The sequence below is a fragment of the Methylobacterium mesophilicum genome, assembly GCF_036441335.1.
In the GTDB taxonomy this organism is placed as follows: domain Bacteria; phylum Pseudomonadota; class Alphaproteobacteria; order Rhizobiales; family Beijerinckiaceae; genus Methylobacterium; species Methylobacterium mesophilicum_B.
In genome coordinates this window covers 305,055-322,630 of record NZ_MLBW01000015.1, presented here as the reverse complement: position 1 = coordinate 322,630, position 17,576 = coordinate 305,055, and the positions used below count along the sequence as shown (strand labels likewise).

12 protein-coding genes and 3 pseudogenes are annotated in these 17,576 nt (G+C 64.9%); 5 read left to right on the top strand and 10 right to left on the bottom strand.

Annotated features, from left to right (window positions below; translation table 11 throughout):
* Nucleotides 1-4 precede the first annotated feature (4 nt).
* Entirely contained in the window at nt 5-1,243 is a 1,239-nt protein-coding gene (locus tag MMR14E_RS11090) for an HAD-IIIA family hydrolase (RefSeq protein ID WP_331314223.1), read from the top strand.
* A gap of 54 nt (nt 1,244-1,297) precedes the next feature.
* On the opposite strand, the gene MMR14E_RS11085 is transcribed toward MMR14E_RS11090, so the two are convergent.
* Nucleotides 1,298-1,447, bottom strand: coding sequence for a hypothetical protein (locus tag MMR14E_RS11085; protein WP_020094679.1), 150 nt, complete (start codon nt 1,445-1,447; stop codon nt 1,298-1,300).
* Nucleotides 1,448-1,545: 98 nt separating this feature from the next.
* Nucleotides 1,546-2,007, bottom strand: coding sequence for an NUDIX hydrolase (locus MMR14E_RS11080; protein ID WP_331314221.1), 462 nt, complete (start codon nt 2,005-2,007; stop codon nt 1,546-1,548).
* 316 nt (nt 2,008-2,323) lie between these two features.
* On the opposite strand from MMR14E_RS11080, the gene MMR14E_RS11075 reads away from it, so the two are divergent.
* The 3 genes from MMR14E_RS11075 to MMR14E_RS11065 are packed head-to-tail and all read left to right on the top strand — an operon-like array spanning nt 2,324 to nt 5,455.
* Nucleotides 2,324-3,562, top strand: coding sequence for a class I SAM-dependent methyltransferase (locus tag MMR14E_RS11075; RefSeq protein WP_331314219.1), 1,239 nt, complete (start codon nt 2,324-2,326; stop codon nt 3,560-3,562).
* A 2-nt stretch (nt 3,563-3,564) separates the two neighbouring features.
* On the top strand, nt 3,565-4,542 hold the full coding sequence (locus MMR14E_RS11070) for an NAD(P)-dependent oxidoreductase (protein WP_331314218.1): 978 nt from the start codon (nt 3,565-3,567) through the stop codon (nt 4,540-4,542).
* Entirely contained in the window at nt 4,529-5,455 is a 927-nt protein-coding gene (locus MMR14E_RS11065) for an NAD-dependent epimerase/dehydratase family protein (protein ID WP_331314216.1), read from the top strand. The genes MMR14E_RS11070 and MMR14E_RS11065 overlap by 14 nt, the downstream gene beginning before the upstream one ends.
* A gap of 189 nt (nt 5,456-5,644) precedes the next feature.
* Here MMR14E_RS11065 and MMR14E_RS11060 read toward each other — a convergent pair whose 3' ends face one another.
* The 4 genes and pseudogenes from MMR14E_RS11060 to MMR14E_RS11045 all read right to left on the bottom strand — a co-directional run.
* Entirely contained in the window at nt 5,645-6,520 is an 876-nt protein-coding gene (locus tag MMR14E_RS11060) for a hypothetical protein (RefSeq protein ID WP_331314215.1), read from the bottom strand.
* Entirely contained in the window at nt 6,517-8,562 is a 2,046-nt protein-coding gene (locus MMR14E_RS11055; protein ID WP_331314213.1) for a glycosyltransferase, read from the bottom strand. Before MMR14E_RS11055 ends, MMR14E_RS11060 begins: the two co-directional genes overlap by 4 nt.
* Complete coding sequence (locus MMR14E_RS11050; RefSeq protein WP_331314211.1) at nt 8,562-10,469, bottom strand: glycosyltransferase; 1,908 nt, start codon at nt 10,467-10,469, stop codon at nt 8,562-8,564. The genes MMR14E_RS11055 and MMR14E_RS11050 overlap by 1 nt, the downstream gene beginning before the upstream one ends.
* 1,472 nt (nt 10,470-11,941) lie before the next feature.
* Nucleotides 11,942-12,428, bottom strand: a pseudogene (locus tag MMR14E_RS11045) (transposase); the annotation flags it as partial.
* Nucleotides 12,429-12,488: 60 nt separating this feature from the next.
* Here MMR14E_RS11045 and MMR14E_RS11040 point away from each other — a divergent pair.
* A pseudogene (locus MMR14E_RS11040) lies at nt 12,489-12,864 on the top strand (DDE-type integrase/transposase/recombinase); the annotation flags it as partial.
* 50 nt (nt 12,865-12,914) lie between these two features.
* Here the strand turns inward: MMR14E_RS11040 and MMR14E_RS11035 are convergent.
* The 4 genes and pseudogenes from MMR14E_RS11035 to MMR14E_RS11020 all read right to left on the bottom strand — a co-directional run.
* Nucleotides 12,915-14,450, bottom strand: a complete 1,536-nt coding sequence (locus MMR14E_RS11035) for a glycosyltransferase (RefSeq protein ID WP_331314209.1) — start codon at nt 14,448-14,450, stop codon at nt 12,915-12,917.
* A complete protein-coding gene (locus tag MMR14E_RS11030) occupies nt 14,447-15,505 on the bottom strand; it encodes a glycosyltransferase (RefSeq protein ID WP_331314207.1) in 1,059 nt (352 codons plus the stop codon). Before MMR14E_RS11030 ends, MMR14E_RS11035 begins: the two co-directional genes overlap by 4 nt.
* Before the next feature lie 1,287 nt (nt 15,506-16,792).
* Nucleotides 16,793-17,158 carry a hypothetical protein gene (locus MMR14E_RS11025; RefSeq protein ID WP_331314205.1) on the bottom strand — a complete coding sequence of 122 codons (366 nt, stop codon included), beginning with the start codon at nt 17,156-17,158 and terminating at the stop codon, nt 16,793-16,795.
* Between the two features lie 65 nt (nt 17,159-17,223).
* A pseudogene (locus MMR14E_RS11020) lies at nt 17,224-17,526 on the bottom strand (GDP-mannose 4,6-dehydratase); the annotation flags it as partial.
* Nucleotides 17,527-17,576: the final 50 nt, after the last annotated feature.

Below are 17,576 nucleotides of genomic sequence, written 5' to 3'. Positions count from 1 at the left end.
GCCTGTGACCGAGCCAGAACGGAAGGGTGGAGGCCCCGTCCGGCAAGCCATGATCCTGTGCGGCGGCTTCGGCACGCGCCTCGGCGCGCTGACCTCGGCGATGCCCAAGCCGCTGCTACCGGTATCGGGTGAGCCGTTCCTGGACGTGCTGCTGTTCGAACTCGGCCGCCACGGCTTCACCGAGATCGTGCTCCTGGCCTCGTTCCACAGCGAGAAGATCCGCGCCTACGCCGCCGACAACCCGGTCGCGCGACGCTTCGGCATGACGCTGCGGGTCTCGGTCGAGCCGGAGCAGGCCGGGACCGGGGGCGCCGTCGTGCACGCCCTTCCCGAGGCCGACGAGACCTTTCTCCTGCTGAACGGCGACTCGTGGTTCGACGTGAACCTGCTGTCCCTGCCCGCCATGGCGGCGCGTCACCCCGATGCGGCGATGGTCCTGTCGCTCCGCCGGGTGCCGGACGCCGCGCGTTACGGCGTCGCGCTCCTCGACGGCGTCCGGATCACAGCCTTCCTCGAGCGGCCGCCTGAGCCGGGACCCGGTCTCGTCAACGCCGGCGTCTACCTGGTGCGCCGCGATGCACTCACCGGCCTGCCGCCGGCCTGCTCACTGGAACGGGACGTCCTGCCCGCGCTGGTCGCCGAGGGCCGCGTGGTCGGCGAGGCCCATGACGGCTACTTCCTCGATATCGGCGTGCCCGAGAGCTACGCCCGGGCCCAGGAAGAGATTCCGGCCCGTCGGAGAAGACCGGCCGCCTTCCTCGATCGCGACGGCGTTCTCAATCACGACCACGGGTATGTCGGCTCCGTGGACCGGTTCCAGTGGATGGCGGGCGCGCGCGACGCCGTCCGGGCGCTGAATGATGCCGGCTACTTCGTGTTCGTCGTCACGAACCAGGCGGGGGTCGCCCGCGGCTTCTACACCGAGGCCGATGTCGCCCGTCTGACCGCCTGGATGCGGGACGACCTGCGCGAGGCCGGCGCGCATATCGATGATCTCCGCTACTGCCCCTATCATCCGGACGGGACGGTCGAGGCCTACAGGGCGGTCCACGGATGGCGAAAGCCCGAGCCCGGCATGATCCTCGACCTGATGGCCCATTGGGACATCGACCGCGCGCGCAGCTTCCTGGTCGGCGATCAGGAAACGGATCTCGCCGCCGGCCGTGCGGCGGGGCTCGCCGTGCATCACTTCAGGTCGGACGACCTGCTCGCCTTCCTGCGAGAGGTCGCGCTGACGGGGTAGGAAGGGCCCCGGGAAGTGTGGGCCCTCGCCGGGCGCGCTCGCCGTCCGGCACGCTCAGTCGTGCGACTGGATCGAGAGTTCCGCTTCCGCGGCCTCGCGCATGGCGCGATCCCAGTCGAGCTTGCGCTTGGGCGGAGTCTCGCGCTCCGCGTCCGCGGCTTTCCGATCTCGCGGAGCGACGATCTGGATGTCGTAATCGGGCACGCTTGGATCCGCTCTTTAACCGATGATTAATCGTATTGGCGGAACGCGCGGGTCTTGTCAGCGGTTCGATCGCTCGATCCACAATCCGGTGACGGCCATCATCCTGTGCCGGACAGGCCGATCAGGAGCATGGCGGCGTGCACGGCTCCGACGATGGCGCCCGACTGGGCGAGCTGTAAGGCCTCGGCCCGCGATACGCGCACCACGGCGATGTCCTCGCCGGGATCCGGCTGCGCCGGCCCGGCCGCTGTCACGCGCGCGCGGACGAGATGCATGCGGTTGGCGTAGCGGGCCGGATCCGCGTTCAGGGTGACCACGCGCTCGGCATCGGCGAAGATGTAGCCGGTCTCCTCACGCATCTCGCGCTCGGCAGCCGCGAGGATATCGGGGTCGGCGGGGTCGATGGCCCCGCCCGGAAGCTCCAGGCTCGGGCCGCCATAGGCGTGACGGTACTGGCGTACGAGGATGACGTGATCGGCCGCGTCGATGCCCAGCACGAGGGCGATGTCCGGCGTCTCGAGCACGTAATAGGGATCGATGATGTGCCCCGACGGCGTCACGCACGCGTCGGAACGGAGACCGAGCCAGCGATCCTTCATGACGTGGTGGGATTTGCGGACTGTCCAACTCGGTGTCGAGATCATTGCTCTCTGCGGACCCGGTGCTTGTGCTTGCGGATATCCGCCGCGGTCATTGTGGATCTTCGCCGCTGAAGGATATGCGCCATGGCAAAACTGTCTCGTCTTTCGGCTCTGACTTCGAACGAGCTGCGACCGCGCGTTGCGCTGCCCTCGCCCAGCCGATAAGCCTCTCGGGGTCGTAGAGCCTCGCGCCGCGGATGTCACAGGTCGTAGGATGACGGGAACGAAACTCGCCATGGCATGCCGCGTCTGCGATGGACGCGATGTCGAGCTGTTCCTCGACCTGACCGATCAGCCGCACTGCAACCGCCTGATCCCGCCGGACCTCGCCGACCGCCGCGAGCCGCATTTCCCCCTGCGCGCCGGTTTCTGCCACGACTGCACGCTCGTCCAGATCGATCACACGATCCCGAAGGAGAGCATGTTCAGCGACTATCCCTACGTCTCGGGCACGACGAAGACGCTGGTGGAGCATTTCCGCCAGACGGCGGCCCGGCTCGTGGAGCGGTACGGCCTCGGGCCGCAGGACCTCGTCGTCGACATCGGCAGCAACGACGGCACGTGGCTGCGGCAGTACGAGCCCTTCGGCCTGCGCCGCTGCGGCGTCGAGCCCGCCGCCAACGTCGTGGAACTCGCCCGCGCCGCCGGCGTGCCGACCCTGAACCGCTTCTTCAACGCGGAGACCGCCGAGATCGTCCGCGCGCAGGACGGGCCGGCGAGCCTGATCACCGCCGCCGGCGTCTTCTTCCACCTGGAGGAACTGCACAGTGTCGTGAAGGGCATCGTCACGCTGCTCAAGCCGGACGGCGTCTTCGTCGTGCAGGCGATCTACCTGGGCGGCATGATCGAGAACACCGCCTTCGATCAGATCTACCACGAGCACCTGTGCTACTACACGCTCCGCTCCCTGGAGCAGCTGTTCGCGCGCCACGGCCTCGAGGTCTTCGACGTCAGCGTCGTGCCGGTCCATGGCGGCTCCCTCGAGGCGCATGTCGGCTTCCCCGGCGCCCATCCGGTCAGCGACGCGGTCACGCGCATGCGCGCGGACGAGGAGGCCCGCGGCTACGGCACGTTCGAGACCTATGTCGGCTTCGCCGAGAACGTCCGCCGCCTGCAGGCGGCGCTGCTCGACCTGCTGGAGCGCATGCACGCCGAGGGGAAGACGGTCCACGCCTACGGCGCCCCGGCCAAGGGCGCGACGCTGCTCAACGCCTTCGGCATCGGCCCGCGGCTGGTCCAGGTCGCGGCCGAGAAGAACCCGCTGAAGTTCGGCCGCCTGATCCCCGGCGCCCGCATCCCGATCGTCGAGGAGGGCAGCGTACCCGCGCCCGACGCCTACTTGGTGCTCGCCTGGAACTTCATCGACGAATTCCTGGCGCGCGAGCGCCGCTACCTCGAGAACGGCGGCGCCTTCATCGTCCCGGTGCCGGAACTCAAGGTGATCACCGCCGCCGACCTGCCGAAGGCGGTCTGAGCGTGGCCGCCCTCCCCTTGTCCGCGTTGCCCGACACCGTCGTCGTCGTCGGTGCGTCCGGCTTCGTCGGCCGCAACCTCGTCGCGCATCTCGCCGGCCGCGTGCCGCGGCTGATCGCGGTCACCCCCTCCGGCCAGTCGGTGCCGGGGGCGACCGATGCCGCGCGCTTCGATGCCCTGGAGGCACTGTCGGTCCCCGCTGACGCGATCGTCGTCAACGTCGCCGCGCAGCGCTACGACGCCGACAGGTTCGAGACGGCGCAGAGCGACCTGCTGACCGGCAACGCCGAGATCGCCAACCGCCTCTACCGGTTCTGCCTGACGAAGGGCATCCGCGAGGTGCGCGCGGCCTCGAGCGTCGCGGTCTACCCGGCGGCCCTCGATCCCCTCGACGACGCGCGGGCCGTCGACCTCAACGCCCCGCCTAACCGGAACGAGGCCTTCTACGCGTGGTCGAAGCGCTGGTCCGAGGTGATCGCCGACCTCCACGCCGAGCGCTACGGCATCCACACGCTCAGCTTCCGCCTGAGCAACCCCTACGGTCCCCACGACTCGACGGATCCGCGCAAGGCGCACGTCCTGCCGGCCTTCGTGATGCGCGCGCTGGCGCCCGGTGAGCGCTTCGAGATCAAGGGCAACCCGCTGGTCGAGCGCGACTTCATCTACGTCGGCGACGTCGTCGACGTGTTCGCCCGCTCCCTGGAGATGCGGGAGACGAGCGACGCGCTCAACCTCTGCCGCGGCGAGACCACGACCCTGCTCGACCTCGCCCGCACCATCCTAGAGGTGGCCGGGGAGGACCGGCCGGTCCACGCCCCCGACACGGCGACCCACGGCGTGCTCGCCCGCCGCTCGACCAACCGGCGGCTGCGCGAGCGCTTCGGGCTGTCGAGCTTCACGGGACTCGCGGACGGGCTGCGGCCGACGATCGCGTGGTATCGCGAGGCCTATCGCGACGGGGCTCACCATGCCGGGGCCTGAGCGCGACATCGTCATCGGGGCGGACGGCTTCCTCGGGCGCAACCTCGTCCCGCGGCTCCGGGCCGAGGGCCGCGAGGTCGTCGGGATCGGCCGCGCGGCGGGCGACCTCTCCGTGTGGGCGAATGTCGAGCGGGCGCTGCGCGCGGCGCCGCCGGCCGGCCGGATCTTCCACGTGGTGACCCGCCAGCGCACCGGCGCGGTGCAGTACGATATCCAGGGCGAGCTCCTGGCGATCAACGCCCGGGTCCACCTGAACGTCCTCGAGGCGTGGCGCCTGTTCCAGCCGCAGGCCAAGCTCGTCTCCACGGGCTCGTCCTGCACCTATCCGGAATCGGCGGAGGCGCTCCCCGAGGCGCGGTTCGGCCAGGGACCCACGCACCCGTCGGTGATCGGCTACGGGCTCGCCAAGCAGGTCCTGGCGACGGGCTCGGCGGCCTACGCGCACCAGTACGGGCTGAGTTTCCTGCACTGCGTGCTGGCGACCCTGTACGGACCGCACGACAACAAGGCCTCCGACCGCAGCCACTTCGTCGGCGCCCTGCTCGACCGCGCCGTGCGGGAGAAGGCGGCGGGCGCGCAGGCCTTCGAGGTCTGGGGCAACCCGCAGACCGTCCGCGAGGTGCTGTACGTCGACGACCAGATCGACGCGATCCTGGCGGCCGACCGGGCGTTCGACAACGAGATCCTCAACTGCGCCGCCAACACGCCCGTCACCGTCGAGGCGGTGGCGCGGGCAGCCCTGGCCGCGCTCGACTGGTCCGTGCCGCTCGTGAGCCCGCCGGGCTCGTTCCAGGGTGCGGCCTACAAGATGCTCGACTCGTCGCGGTTCCTCGACCGGACCGGCTGGCGGCCGCGCATCGATCTCGAGGCGGGCCTGCGCAGGCTCGCCGCGGCGGAGTACGCCGACCGCTGAGGCCGCGCCGGCGCCGGCCGTACCGCTGGTCGATCGATGTTGGACGTCGTCGAGAGCATCAATGTTGCGCCGGCCATGCACGCGCGAAGCTTGTATGCTTGGAGCGTTCGAAAGTTGCCGTGCTGACAAGCTTCCATCCCAGGGGGATCACAGATGCACGGCCGGCTTACGCCCTGGGTCGGGAGCGACTCAGATGCGGAACTCCACGGCGCCGGCCGGGAAAATCTCCGCTACCCGGGCTTCCTCTTCTCGTAGATCCCAAAGCCGGAATTCTGCGTACTTGATTCGAATGCTGTTGCCCTGCACAGCCACGTAGCAGTGCTCGAAAGCGAAGAGCACCGTATCGAGCTTCGGTCGCGCGTCGCGGGACCCCGGCTTGCCCCTCGCGTCCGCGTCGGCCAAGACCTCCAGTGTGATCGCCGCGTGGCCGCTGGTGGGCATCGTGTCGAAGGCGCCCACGAGCAGGGCGATCTCGTCATGGGTCAGCTTGAGCAGGAAGCAGAAGCGCTTAACCGACTCGAACGTGTCCCCGGCCGGGAACGCGCGCAGCAGCGTGATCGAGAAGGCACGTCCCTCCTCCGGCAGGCTGCGCAGGTGCCGGGAGGGGACCGAGCGCAGGGCCGAGATGTTCATGGTCTTGGCCGCCGACGGCTGGGCCACGCGGCCCTCGCGCCGGCCGTTCGTCCGGTAGTGCAGCAGCGGGTTGACGCCCGAGGCCGTCACGTCGGGGTAGCGGATCAGGTAGGAGGTGCTGCTGAATCCGGGATGCGGATCGAGCCCGGCGGCGGAACCGAACCGCAGGTAATGCCGCACCGGATCGAGCCGGGTCTTGCCGCTCTGGTTGCGGAAGAAGGCCGTGTCGAAATCCTCGGCGGGGTCGCGATTCTCGGCGGCGCCGCGCCAGACGTAGTGGAGGTAGGGGTCGATGCCCGAGGCCGCGACGTCGCCGTTGTGCTTCAGGTAGTAGGCCGCGTCGAACAATCCCGGTACGCGCCCGATGACGACGCGCCGGAACACCTTCGAGATCGTCCGGATCGCGGCCCGCTTGAAGGGTGGCTGACTCATGCGAAGACCGGCGCCTCGCAGAGGGACCGGAGCTTCTCCGCGTAGGCCACGGGTGAGCAATCCTGCGCCACCTGCGCCAGCCCGGCGCGCTGCAGCCGCCGCCAGGTCTCGGCATCCTCATGAAGCTGGATCAGCCCGGTGATGAAGGCGTCCGGATCGCGCCAGTCCCGGGTCAGGTATCCGGAGCCCTCGGGCCAGCCGAGCTGTTCCGCCAGGATCGGCGTGACCAGGCACGGGAGGCCCTGCGCGACGGCGGCGTGGACCTTGTGCGGCATCCCGGCGGCGAAGCGCGTGGGTGCGACGAAGACGCGCGCCCGGTCGAGGTACGGCCCTGGGTCCGCGACCCGGCCCATCACGGTGACGTTGGGTGCCGACAGGCGCGCGCGCAGATCCGGTGTGACCTGTCCGATGATGGTGAAGGGCGCGCGCGGCAGGGCGCGATGGACGTCCGGCCAGACGGTTTCGAGGAACCAGATCAGCGAGTCGACGTTCGGCGAATTCTCATGCTCCAGCGACCCGATGAAGACGAAGCCGCTGCGGCCGTCGAGAGCGGAGGAAATTTCCGCCTGCGTCGCGAAGGCGTGGCCGAGCACCGCGGTGTTGGTCACGCCATGGAACTGCAGCAGGCGCGCTTCCGCCTCCGAGACGCAGACGACATGATCGGCCTGCGCGAAGTTGCGCGTCTCCCGCCGCGCGGAGGCCGCCAAGCGCGCGCTGAATCCGGACCCATCCTGCAGGGTCCCTTCCAGGAAGGCGCGCAGACAGAACAGGGCCTCCGAATCGAAGATCACGCGGCTCTTCGCGAAATCCCGCAGCGACAGGTCGCGGTTCTGAAAGATCTGGCAGACCAGATCGATGTTGTGCGGGCGACTGACCCAGAGCACGTCGTAGTGTTCCCGCCGCTCCTCGATCAGCCGCGCGAGCCCCATCCCCTCCTCGGCATCCAGGATCTCGACGGTGTCGGGGAGGTCGCGGTACCGCTGCGCGATCTCCGGATCCGCGCGATAGACCGGATAGACGGTCACCTGATAGCCGAGCCGAGCCAGGGTGGCGACGATGAAGTTCGCCCGCGGCATGCCCGCACCGAGATCGATATGGGGCACGCCGTCGTCGACGTAGAGCACCTTGAGCGCCCAGGTATTGTGCGTCCGATCGCCGAAGCGGGGGCCGGCCTGCGGGAACAGCCAGGACCGATGCCGCTCCAGGAATCGTGCCCGATTGCGGTCGATGAGGGCTTCGACGTCGGCCCGGACCGGCGTCGTGGCATTCTCGAAATGGATCGCGCTCGCCCGCGGCTGGTAGACGACGCGCCGCCCCGCTTGGTGGCAGCGGACGCACAGGTCGGTGTCCTCGAAGTAGGCCGGGGCGAAGAGGTCGTCGAAGCCGCCCAGTTCCGCGAAGAGCGCGCGCTCGACCATGAGCACCGCACCCGAGACATACCCGACCTCGCGCTGGAAGGTGCCCTCCGCCATGAGCGGGTTCGCGTTGCCGCGGCCGTAGGGGTGGGTGATCTGCGCATCGTCGCGGAAGAACGCGCCGCTCTCCTGCAGGTAGCCGCCCGGGAACACCAGATGCGCTCCGACGATGCCGACGGTCGCGTCCGAGAACGGGGCGACGAGGGCGCCGATCGCGCCGGGCATCAGTTCCACATCGGGGTTGAGGAAGAGGATGTAGCGTCCGCTCGCTGCCGCGGCTCCCTGGTTGCAGGCCGGCCCGTAACCGACATTGTCCGTGTTGCGGATGACCGTGGCGTTGTCGAGCAGGTCGAGGACGGTCAGGGTCTCCGCGTCGGAGGCGTTGTCGACGACGATCACCTCGAACGAGGCCCCGGCGAAAGCCTGCTGCGTGGCGAGGCGATAGAGCGTCAGCGTCAGCAGATCGCGGGCATTGAGCGAGACGACGACGATCGAGACGAGCGGCGCCGCGACCGGCGAGAAGGCGATGCGGAGATCGTTGCGCGCGATGGCGTTGCCGATGAGACGCGCCTCGGCGATCGCGGCAAGCCTTCCATGATGTGGATCAACCGCCTCAATTTTCTTCATTACTGGACTTCAGGGCGGTTGTTGCTCGACGGAGCGAGGCGGATCAGACCCACGAGATCATCGCTCAGGAGCAGCACCGCCGTCTGACGCGACGGCTCCGCGCCCTCTGCCGCGACCGAGGCGGAGGGTTCGGCGCCTTCCAACGGAACGAAGGTGAGACCGGCGGGTACGGGTGTCAGGTCTCCTCGGAACGCGGCGAAGCCGAGGCCGGGCGAACGCGCCAGAGCCGCCGTGCCGGTCAGGCGCAACTCCCGTGCCGAATCCCCTGCCCCGAGGAGAAACGCCGCTGTGGCCCGTGATCGTGCGACGAGGAAGCTCGGAACGATGGACGCCACCGTCAGCCCGTCGGGTTCGTACCCGATCAGGCGACCTTCCGCGGTCCAGTCGGCTTGGGCCTCGCCGAGAGATCCGGCGATTGCCTCCCGAAGCGGCTGAGGAAGGGAACGGCGGTGAATCCATTCCGGTGAGAGGCTGACTTGGCCACCGTGCAGGGCTCGGGGCGGGCTCGGAAACGGCACGTTCCGGTCCGGCTGTGAGTTCACGAACCAGCGTCGCCGTGCGGACGGGTAGCCGGCGGCCTGAGCGGTCGCGGGCGAAAGTTTCTCGGTCGCGACAAGAATTCCGCCCTCCTCGTCTGCGGTTGGCAGGGATCGCAGGGAGCGTTCCTCGCTCACGGTGAACCCCGCTCCGACGATGACCGAAGCGTCCGCGTCGCTCTGCGCGGATGGGACCGCGCCTCGCGCCGAGCGGCGCGGGATCGCATCGAGCCACTCGGCCTCACAGGCGGCCGCTCTGGCGTTGTAGCGCGAGAGCAGATCCGCGCACGCGCTGGTCAGTGCTGCGAGACCTGCCGGATCTTCGTAGAGGCGCTGAACAGCCGCAACGGTATCTGCGACGCCTACCAATCGGTGCGCGGGATGGTGGGTATCGAACCCCTCGAACGCGATTCGTGTTCCGATCACCGGCCGACCCAGCGAGAGCGCTTCAGCGACCTTCATCTTGAGACCGCTTCCCATCAGCATCGGCGCGACCACCGCGTCGACGCCTGCGTAGAAGGTTTCAACGGCGTCGACATAACCCGCCAACTGGACGCCGGGTAGGTCCAGCCCGTTCAGGCTCCCGCAGATCTCGCCCGCGATGACGAGAACGGGCAACTCCGGCCTCCAGGATGCCGCCCAGCCGTGAGCGAATTTGCTGATCGAGAAGAGATTCGGGTCGTTCCCATGCCCGATGAAGCCGAGCCGGGTCAGCCGGCTGGGTGCGTTGAATCTCGCACGTTCGGCGCAGAAGGGCGGGAGCAGATACACCTGCCGATCCACGACACTGCGGAAATACTCTGCCTCCTTCGGCTGGATCGCCAGGATCATCTCGGCGCGTGACAAGCCGATCGCTTCTGACGCGCGGTCCGTATAGAAGAAATTCGGTTCGGCGCGGAACGGCAGGTATTGTAACTGCCTGTCCGCCAGACGATCATGCGTATCGATGATGCGGGTAACACCGCTCGGCACCGCCTCGAGACATCGTGACAGAAATACGTAGTTGACGATGATAGCGCAGGTTTCCGTATGTCTCTCGAAATACCAAGCAATGAAGTCGACGAGCTCGTCCGGACACCAAGCATCGATGTCAAATCCGCCGGCCCAAGTCTTCAGCGGAATCGTTGTCGCGGCAGGTATATGGAAAACACGATCGAACGCTGCCGCCATCGCGGCCGCGTCCGTCGGCGGGTGCTGCCCGAAGCGCCTGTAGATCTGATCTTCGTGCTGGAAATAGGCTAGATCGATCGCGAAGCCGCCGCGCCGAAGGGCTTCGCAGGTCGCCACGAGGCGTCGTCGATTGCCCGCGCTGACCGGTGCCGCGGGCATGGGCGTCACGACCAGAACGGTCGGCTTCCCCGAGGGCTCCATACGCTCACATCGCTCCGATGACGCGAGCTGGCGCGTATCGACCGTGCCCGCTCAGGATGGCACCGTTGAGTGCCGGTGTGATCGGGGGAGCGCTCGTTTCCAGAGTTATGACAGCTCTATGAGGAGTCTGAAATTGAACCGACGTGACCGGACTGCAGGTGTACCCGTCCGTCGACCGCGCGATCATGCAATCTGGAATAAAATCGATGCTGTGAGCCAGCCAGGTATCGGCCGCCTGGCCGATTTCGATACTCAGATCCCTTGCTGAACTGTCTGCCAAGATCGAGTCCAGCCCGGCCCTCAAGAGCGGGAGCAGGGCATCGAGATACGCAAGGGTCCCAGGCTCCAGCGCGCAGACGACGGCCTTGGCGAGGGCGGACGTCTCGATGGGCGAGAGAGGGGTCGTTCTAGGGGACAGAGCAACGCATCGATCTTCAATATGCGTGCGGATCGCGATCGAAGAGAGGTTGGAAGAAGTGTCTTCGTCGCGGAAGCCCAAAACAAGGAAGCAACGCGGGTCCGAGATTCGTCGTCCGGAAAATCCTACGAACGACCAAGCAACGAGATCGACGGATCTGGGTTCCAGGATTTGGAGAGGTATTGCGCAGGACCCGTTCATTGAAATTTCGAGAACGGCAGATCGACGATCAATGTATGCGATAAATCCAGAATCTGAATTGTCCAACACTTGCATTGCGGCAGCAGACCCAACGATCGCCCGGAAGGCTAATCTTGATAAAATTATATTATAACTTCCAGATCCGATCTATTGTCTCACCAAAACTCGCCACAAGATGGGACGCTGTGCAGGACACAGCGTATCACATAGAATACCACGGTACGGCAACAGGTTTAAATTCCTTTCCCGTCGGGTGCGCGGTGATCGACGCGAAGGGCCATGGGTTTGCTAGGCGACGGGTCCCGGACGGGCCGGTCGAGCATGGCGCGCCGGATAGGCACAGGTGCCGCGATGGGAGCCACGGCGTCGCGCGGCAGGCAATCGGGTGAGGCGCAGCGGGATTGCCTCGGCCTCAGCGCGACGGGCGCTTCAGCGACGGCGTGGTTCACCGTCATGTGTTCAGCCGTGCCCTCCCGGATCCCGATGGCGTGCTCGAGCTCGAGCACGGGCCGGAGGGGGAATGGTCCGCGTCCGACCGCGCTGGCCAGCGTCGAGTCATCCCGACCGACGTCCTGGCGGTCGAAGGTCCGCGTCTGCCGGCAGAGGGACAACTGGGCACCTTCGAGGACCGTGTCGACGGCGGTCTCTCGGAGGGGGCAGCGGGATGCTGAGCGCTTCGGCGATGTGATGCTGTCCTCGCGCCGGTCGCGAGCGGGGCGAGAAGCCCTCTGTTTTGCCCATCAGGCAGTCCTCGCGCGGGAGCCGGTGGGCCAGACCGCCCGGTTCATGTCGTACGTGAGGTTGGCCCGGCCAATCTTCATCCGGGCTCTCGCCGAACCGATCGTGCGCACCACGAGCCGCGCTGCTTGGGCGCGGCCACCACGGTCGCGTCGACGATCTGCCCGCCCATCGTCGGGAAACCCGCCTGCCGCAGGGCCGCCTCGCAGGTCGAGAACAGGACCTCGATTGCCGGGCGACCCGCGATCTCAGCCCGGGTGAGCGCCTCGCGGACGGTCCGGATGGTGTTGGCGTCCGGCACCGGATCGGACAGCCCGAGCCCGGGGAAGCGCATGAACGAGAGCCGATCCTCGATCAGCGACTGGGGCGACGCTCGTCCGACAGCGAGTGGCTGGCCCGGTGAATCCGCGCCTTGAACATGAAGACGCGGTCAAACGGTGGGCGACCGCCCTTCGACCCGTCCGAGCGAGGCGCGGCACGGGCGCGGTCGTCCCGGAACAGCTCGCAATCGACGATGCGGCTCAACCGCCCCGGCGCGTCGCCCTTGGCCGAGAGATCCTTCAGACGCTCATCGGCGTCGAAGAACCGGGCCGACCGCGCACCGCAGCACCTCGGACCGCCGACACCATCTGGCTGGCCGAACCGACGGTCCGCGCAGCGCCATCACCGACCTGCCGACCGGCGAGGGCTGGCTGTACCTGGCCGCCGTCCCCGATCTGGCCACGCGCAAGATCGTCGGCTGGTCGATGCGCGATCGCATGCGCACCGAGCTGGGCGTGGCGGCGCCGATGATGGCCGCCCGGCAGCAGCGGCCGGCCGCTGGGTTGATCTGCCACTCGGATCGCGGCAGCCCGTGCGCGGCCCGATGGAGAGCTTCTCCCATACCCTCAAGGTCGAACTCGTCCACCGGCGACGATGGGCAACCCGAGATGAGGAACGGCGCGATCTGTTCGCCCACTTCGAGGGCGACGACAATCGGCGACGCGTCCACGCGGCCTCGGCTATCTCGCGCGCGACCGAGCCGAGAGGGCCGCGAGACGATCTCCCTGCATCCGCGATGCCGACGGAGGATCACGCGAGCCGCGCGATCACTGCACCTGATCGAAGGGACTAAATCGCAGATCCGACAGACAGGCCGACAATTGGCGGTTATCGCCCGGGGGGATCGCCGAAGCGTGGAGCTTGAGCTCGATAATATTGGAAGTCCGGATTGTATCTCTCGGAAGACGGATGCTGAAGTTGGTGAAAGATCCCTGCGGAAGCGCGACTCTGAGGATGGTTCTGCGATTGAAGTCAATGGTAAGGAACTGGTCGCCTACAGAGAGATCGATCGACTTTGCATCGAAGCTGAGGCATTCGATCGTCTCGGTCCGCGCATCTCCGAATTTCAGGACCGCGTAGCGCCCCTCGATCCAGCGATATTCGCCATTCTCGTAGCTGCTCCATCCTTCTCTCAAGAATGGGCAATTCTCGTCAGAAACATTCAGGATCCGATCAGGGCCGATGAAAGATATGGCCTCGTCAGCATGGCTTTCGGGCCGACCACCGATCAACATGGCTATGTCGTCGAGTGAGCGATTGCCATTCGAGAGTAGCTTGTGCGCCCGTCTCTGAATAAAATTCACATAATTTTCCTGCCCGGCAGAGAAACTCATGCTGACGGAGCTGAGATATTCGGCGACATCCACGTCGAGTTTTGTGCTGGGCGCCGCGGTTTCAATGACCCGCAGCAGATCGGTTGCTTGTCTATCCCAGATCCGGTGACCGTACTCAACGGTTTTCCAGGCCGAATAACCGAGCCGGGCTGCGGCATCTCTGATGTCGATGCCACCATTTTCGGAGTGAATATTGAACAGGATTCCGTTCACCCAGTTCGAGATATATTCATTGTTCGTGGGCTGATCGTTGGCGATTACAAGCATGCCCTTCGCCATGGCTTCGAGCATGGCGACGCCGATCCCTTCGGCAGATCTCGGGCACACAAACACGTTGCATTCCCGCAGCGTGTCCTCGTAATGTTTCTTTGACGGAAACCAAGTCGATGTGGTGAGGTCGTAGCTGACCGGCCGTGCAATTTTGTTGCTGTGCCCCACGTCGACATCCGGGGCGTCGTGGAGATGGATCCGGTCGCATGATTCACCGAGCAGCCGGTCAACGAATTGGATGTTGATGCCGTGATCGGGCCGGCGCTGCCAGAAAAACACGTTGATCTTATCGAAGGAGGCGCGGTCCTCGGCGGCGCACGGCGGCAGAAAATACTTTACGAGATAGCTTTTGCAGCCCATCAGACGAGTTCTCTCATGCATAGCGAGAGAGAAATTGATGAACGTAGCTTCTCGCAACAGCGCCCAATGCATGTCCGGCATCGATCCCGAGCCGTCATACATCGGCACCACAACGACGCGCTTTCCCAGCGCGCAGATCGCGGAGGCCAAGTAATCCATCTGCCAGACGACCACCAACTCGTAATCGGCCAGGCGCAACACCAGGGAATCGTCGACTCCGATATCCGGATCGACATAATACTGATCGACTTCGAATTCCCGCCTCAAGATTTCGATGAAAAATGAACTTGATTTGGTTATCTCATGGTACTTGTGGTCGAGGAATAGCAATTTTCTCATGCTACGATCCAGTCCCTGAACGCGCCGCGCATGTCATCGACGAAACGATTTCTGGCCTGCACAGATTTTTTCCAGCGTGAATCTTTCGGTATGGCCGAATATTCGACAATCTGCTTCGCCATCGACGCGTCATCCGCGCACGCGATGCCCAGCCCGTAGTATCTGATTTGCTCGACAAAGCCGACATCCTCCGTCGCGATGACGGGCCGCCCGACGGTCGCGGCTTCCATGAGCACTGCGGATCCGCGATACTTATAGATCTCGGGATCATAAGGGAGCAGCACCAGATCGCACTTCTTGTAGAGTTCGTCCATCTCTTCATTTTCGAGCGCGCTGGGCAGCAATTGTACGCCGGGACAAGCGTACAGTCTCGAGAGATAAGTCTGGTAACTCGCGATCTGCTGATCGACTAGGATCTGAGTCGAGAAGACGATCGAGATATCGGGGTCTTCGATGCGGACCAATTTGAAGATATTTTCCAGTCTCAGGAAGCCCTTGTCGAACCTCGCTGAGCCGGGGCATATAACATGAAATTCTTTTCCCGCGTGGATCGGGATGGGGTCCCTCACCTCGCCATAGGGGGTGACGCGCACATACGTGTCGAGTTGGCCTGCCAGCCAATCCGCGTAAATCGGTGTTTCGGCGGACACAGAGACCTTGCAGCCCGCGTCAATCAGAGATCGAACGTACATCAATGCCACGTTGAGCGGCTTCTTATAGGCTGTCGAAGAGTTTTCCATCACGCCGATAAAACGTAACAGAACGCGCGGTGAGTTCTCCTGGCGAAACCTGTCCTTACAGGCCTCAAGGCCCGCGAGGCTGTAAAAATCTATCGACGGGAAGAATATGACGTCTGATGGTCCGAGCTCGTAGGTGTCTAGCAATCTCTCGATATCGGCCATTGCCAGGGCGTATCTCTGGGCATGGCTCCCGCTCATCTTGACGGGGTCGTCTGAAGCCGACAGGACGGGGATGAACTCGTTGTAGTAAAATTCGAAGAACGGCAGAATGCTGTTCTTTGCGGCAATGTCTTCCGGGATATACTTTGCAGCCAAGCAAACGATCTGATCGGCATAATCGGCCAGGATTCTTTGATAGTATATCAAGGCTCTGACATTGTGCCCGATGCTCTGGATGCAGACGGGATCGCAGACAAATATCCTAGACAATTGTTCAACCTCAGGATTTTGTAACTTCGATGGCCCAGTTCATCGACATGATCCGCATGGCGGCCCGTTTGACAGATGGCGGGTCGTCAGCCTCGGCAAACATGTGATCCTTTATCTGTCGAAGCGGCGGCGTGATCTATCTCGAATCAACAAATTCTTCCAGTGATATCGCGGAGATCATTTTTCTGTAATCGGTAGCCGGCTAGGTCAAAAACGCAGTCGTGCTTGGCGGACAATTGGGCGAAGTCGGGAGGCGTGTCAAGAGATCATGGAGGTGCAGTGCAGTCGCGCGGAGCGTGAAATTTCACAGTCTTGCCGATATTATGGCATAAGTTTCGAAGTATATATCTCCGTACTGACTGCAAGATGATGTCCGGGCCCGGAATTTTGCGCATTGCGAAGTTTCAAGATCGGCTTCCCTGATCCTGGAAGCCGGCCCTAACGTTTGAATCATTCGCATTTGGATGCGCGCAGGAAGTATGGCGGCTCCCCATGAGCCTGGGACGTTCGGTCCCGCGCGCTCGGTTGTGCGTTCAGAGTCCGCAGTGAGCACATATCGCCGAACTCGGTATTTCCGAACAATATATCTCATTGGCGTCACTCTGCAGCACGTGCTGCGGTCGTGGCAGCTTGTGGTACGATAGTGAACATGTCCCGGTTATAGATCGCCGTAACCCTGTACGGTCAACGGGATCGCGGGTATCTCCGATCAGGAGCGATCTTTGATATATTTATACTCATTTGCTACGGTCGTGCGGCGATATAAAGGGGGGCTCGGGCGACATTGCGTGTATTCAGGAGTGTGTAGATAGATCTGACGCCTCGCGCGCTGTCCGAGTTCCCCATACCGCGGTGCGTCCTGGTTCCATGCGCTCGGAAAACGCAGGCACGGCATTCCGGCGCTGCCTGTGTCGACGCGGTGTTCGGCCATCTCGGTATTCACAACCGAAAATCGCCACGGTGCAGTTTTATCCGTTCATGATTTGGCCGATCGCGTCGCGATCGTGCATGCTCGTCGAGGGCGATGAACCTCTGCCGCGTGCGCGACGACCCCCGCGCGGCTACGATTCAGTTGGTCGCGCTGCGGATCGCCGGATCGAAGAGATGCCCGCTCCTGTCAGGGGCTGTCCGTGAAGCCTGTGCGTGCTCGTCAGATCGGGACGGTGGGCCCGCTCAGCTCCGCAGCGTGGCGTGGTTCTCCAGGAACCAGCCGTAGGTCTGGCGCAGGCCGTCCTCGAGGGCGATCTCCGGCCGCCAGCCCATCGCCTTCAGCCGCGACACGTCCATCAGCTTGCGCGGCGTGCCGTCGGGCTTGGTCGCGTCGAACGCCAGCTCGCCCGCGTAGCCGACCACCCGCGCCAGCGCCTCGGCGAGCTGCCGGATGGTGCAATCCTCGCCGGTCCCGACGTTGATGTGCGACAGGTCGGGGCGCGTGTTCGCGGCGTAGACCGCGTCGTCCATCTCCATCACGTAGACGCTCGCCCGCGCCATGTCGTCGACGTGCAGGAACTCGCGCATCGCCCGGGCGATCGTCGCCAAGCGGCCCTACACGTCGGTGGAGCAGCTGCTGTCGAAGCGCGTGCTCAGCCGGTCGGTCTACGNTGCCCGGTCAGCAGCGGCTGCTGCCAGGACGAGGTCACGAACGACTGGGCCGCGAGGTTGTAGATCTCGTCGGGCTTGGCGGCCTGGACGATGCGCAGCAGGGCCGAGAGGTCGAGCAGGTTGCCGTCGACCAGCTCGACATCGTCGAGGATGCCGAGCCACTTCAACCGGTGATCGAAAACGCCGGCGTGGCTCGAGCGCCGCACGATCCCGGTGACCGCGTAGCCCTTCTGCAGGAGCAGCTGCGCCAGATACGCGCCGTCCTGGCCCGTCACTCCCGTGATCAGCGCTCGCTTGGCTACCATGGTAAAATCCAGCACCCCTTCGAAGGGGCATGTGTAACAATCCGTAAACC

What these genes read in the sequence shown, in the direction of transcription:
- MMR14E_RS11065 (WP_331314216.1), top strand. Translation starts at nt 4,529, where the DNA reads ATGCCGGGGCCTGAGCGCGACATCGTCATCGGGGCGGACGGCTTCCTC.
- MMR14E_RS11055 (WP_331314213.1), bottom strand. Translation starts at nt 8,562, where the DNA reads ATGAAGAAAATTGAGGCGGTTGATCCACATCATGGAAGGCTTGCCGCG.
- MMR14E_RS11050 (WP_331314211.1), bottom strand. Translation starts at nt 10,469, where the DNA reads ATGGAGCCCTCGGGGAAGCCGACCGTTCTGGTCGTGACGCCCATGCCC.
- MMR14E_RS11060 (WP_331314215.1), bottom strand. Translation starts at nt 6,520, where the DNA reads ATGAGTCAGCCACCCTTCAAGCGGGCCGCGATCCGGACGATCTCGAAG.
- MMR14E_RS11075 (WP_331314219.1), top strand. Translation starts at nt 2,324, where the DNA reads ATGGCATGCCGCGTCTGCGATGGACGCGATGTCGAGCTGTTCCTCGAC.
- MMR14E_RS11035 (WP_331314209.1), bottom strand. Translation starts at nt 14,450, where the DNA reads ATGAGAAAATTGCTATTCCTCGACCACAAGTACCATGAGATAACCAAA.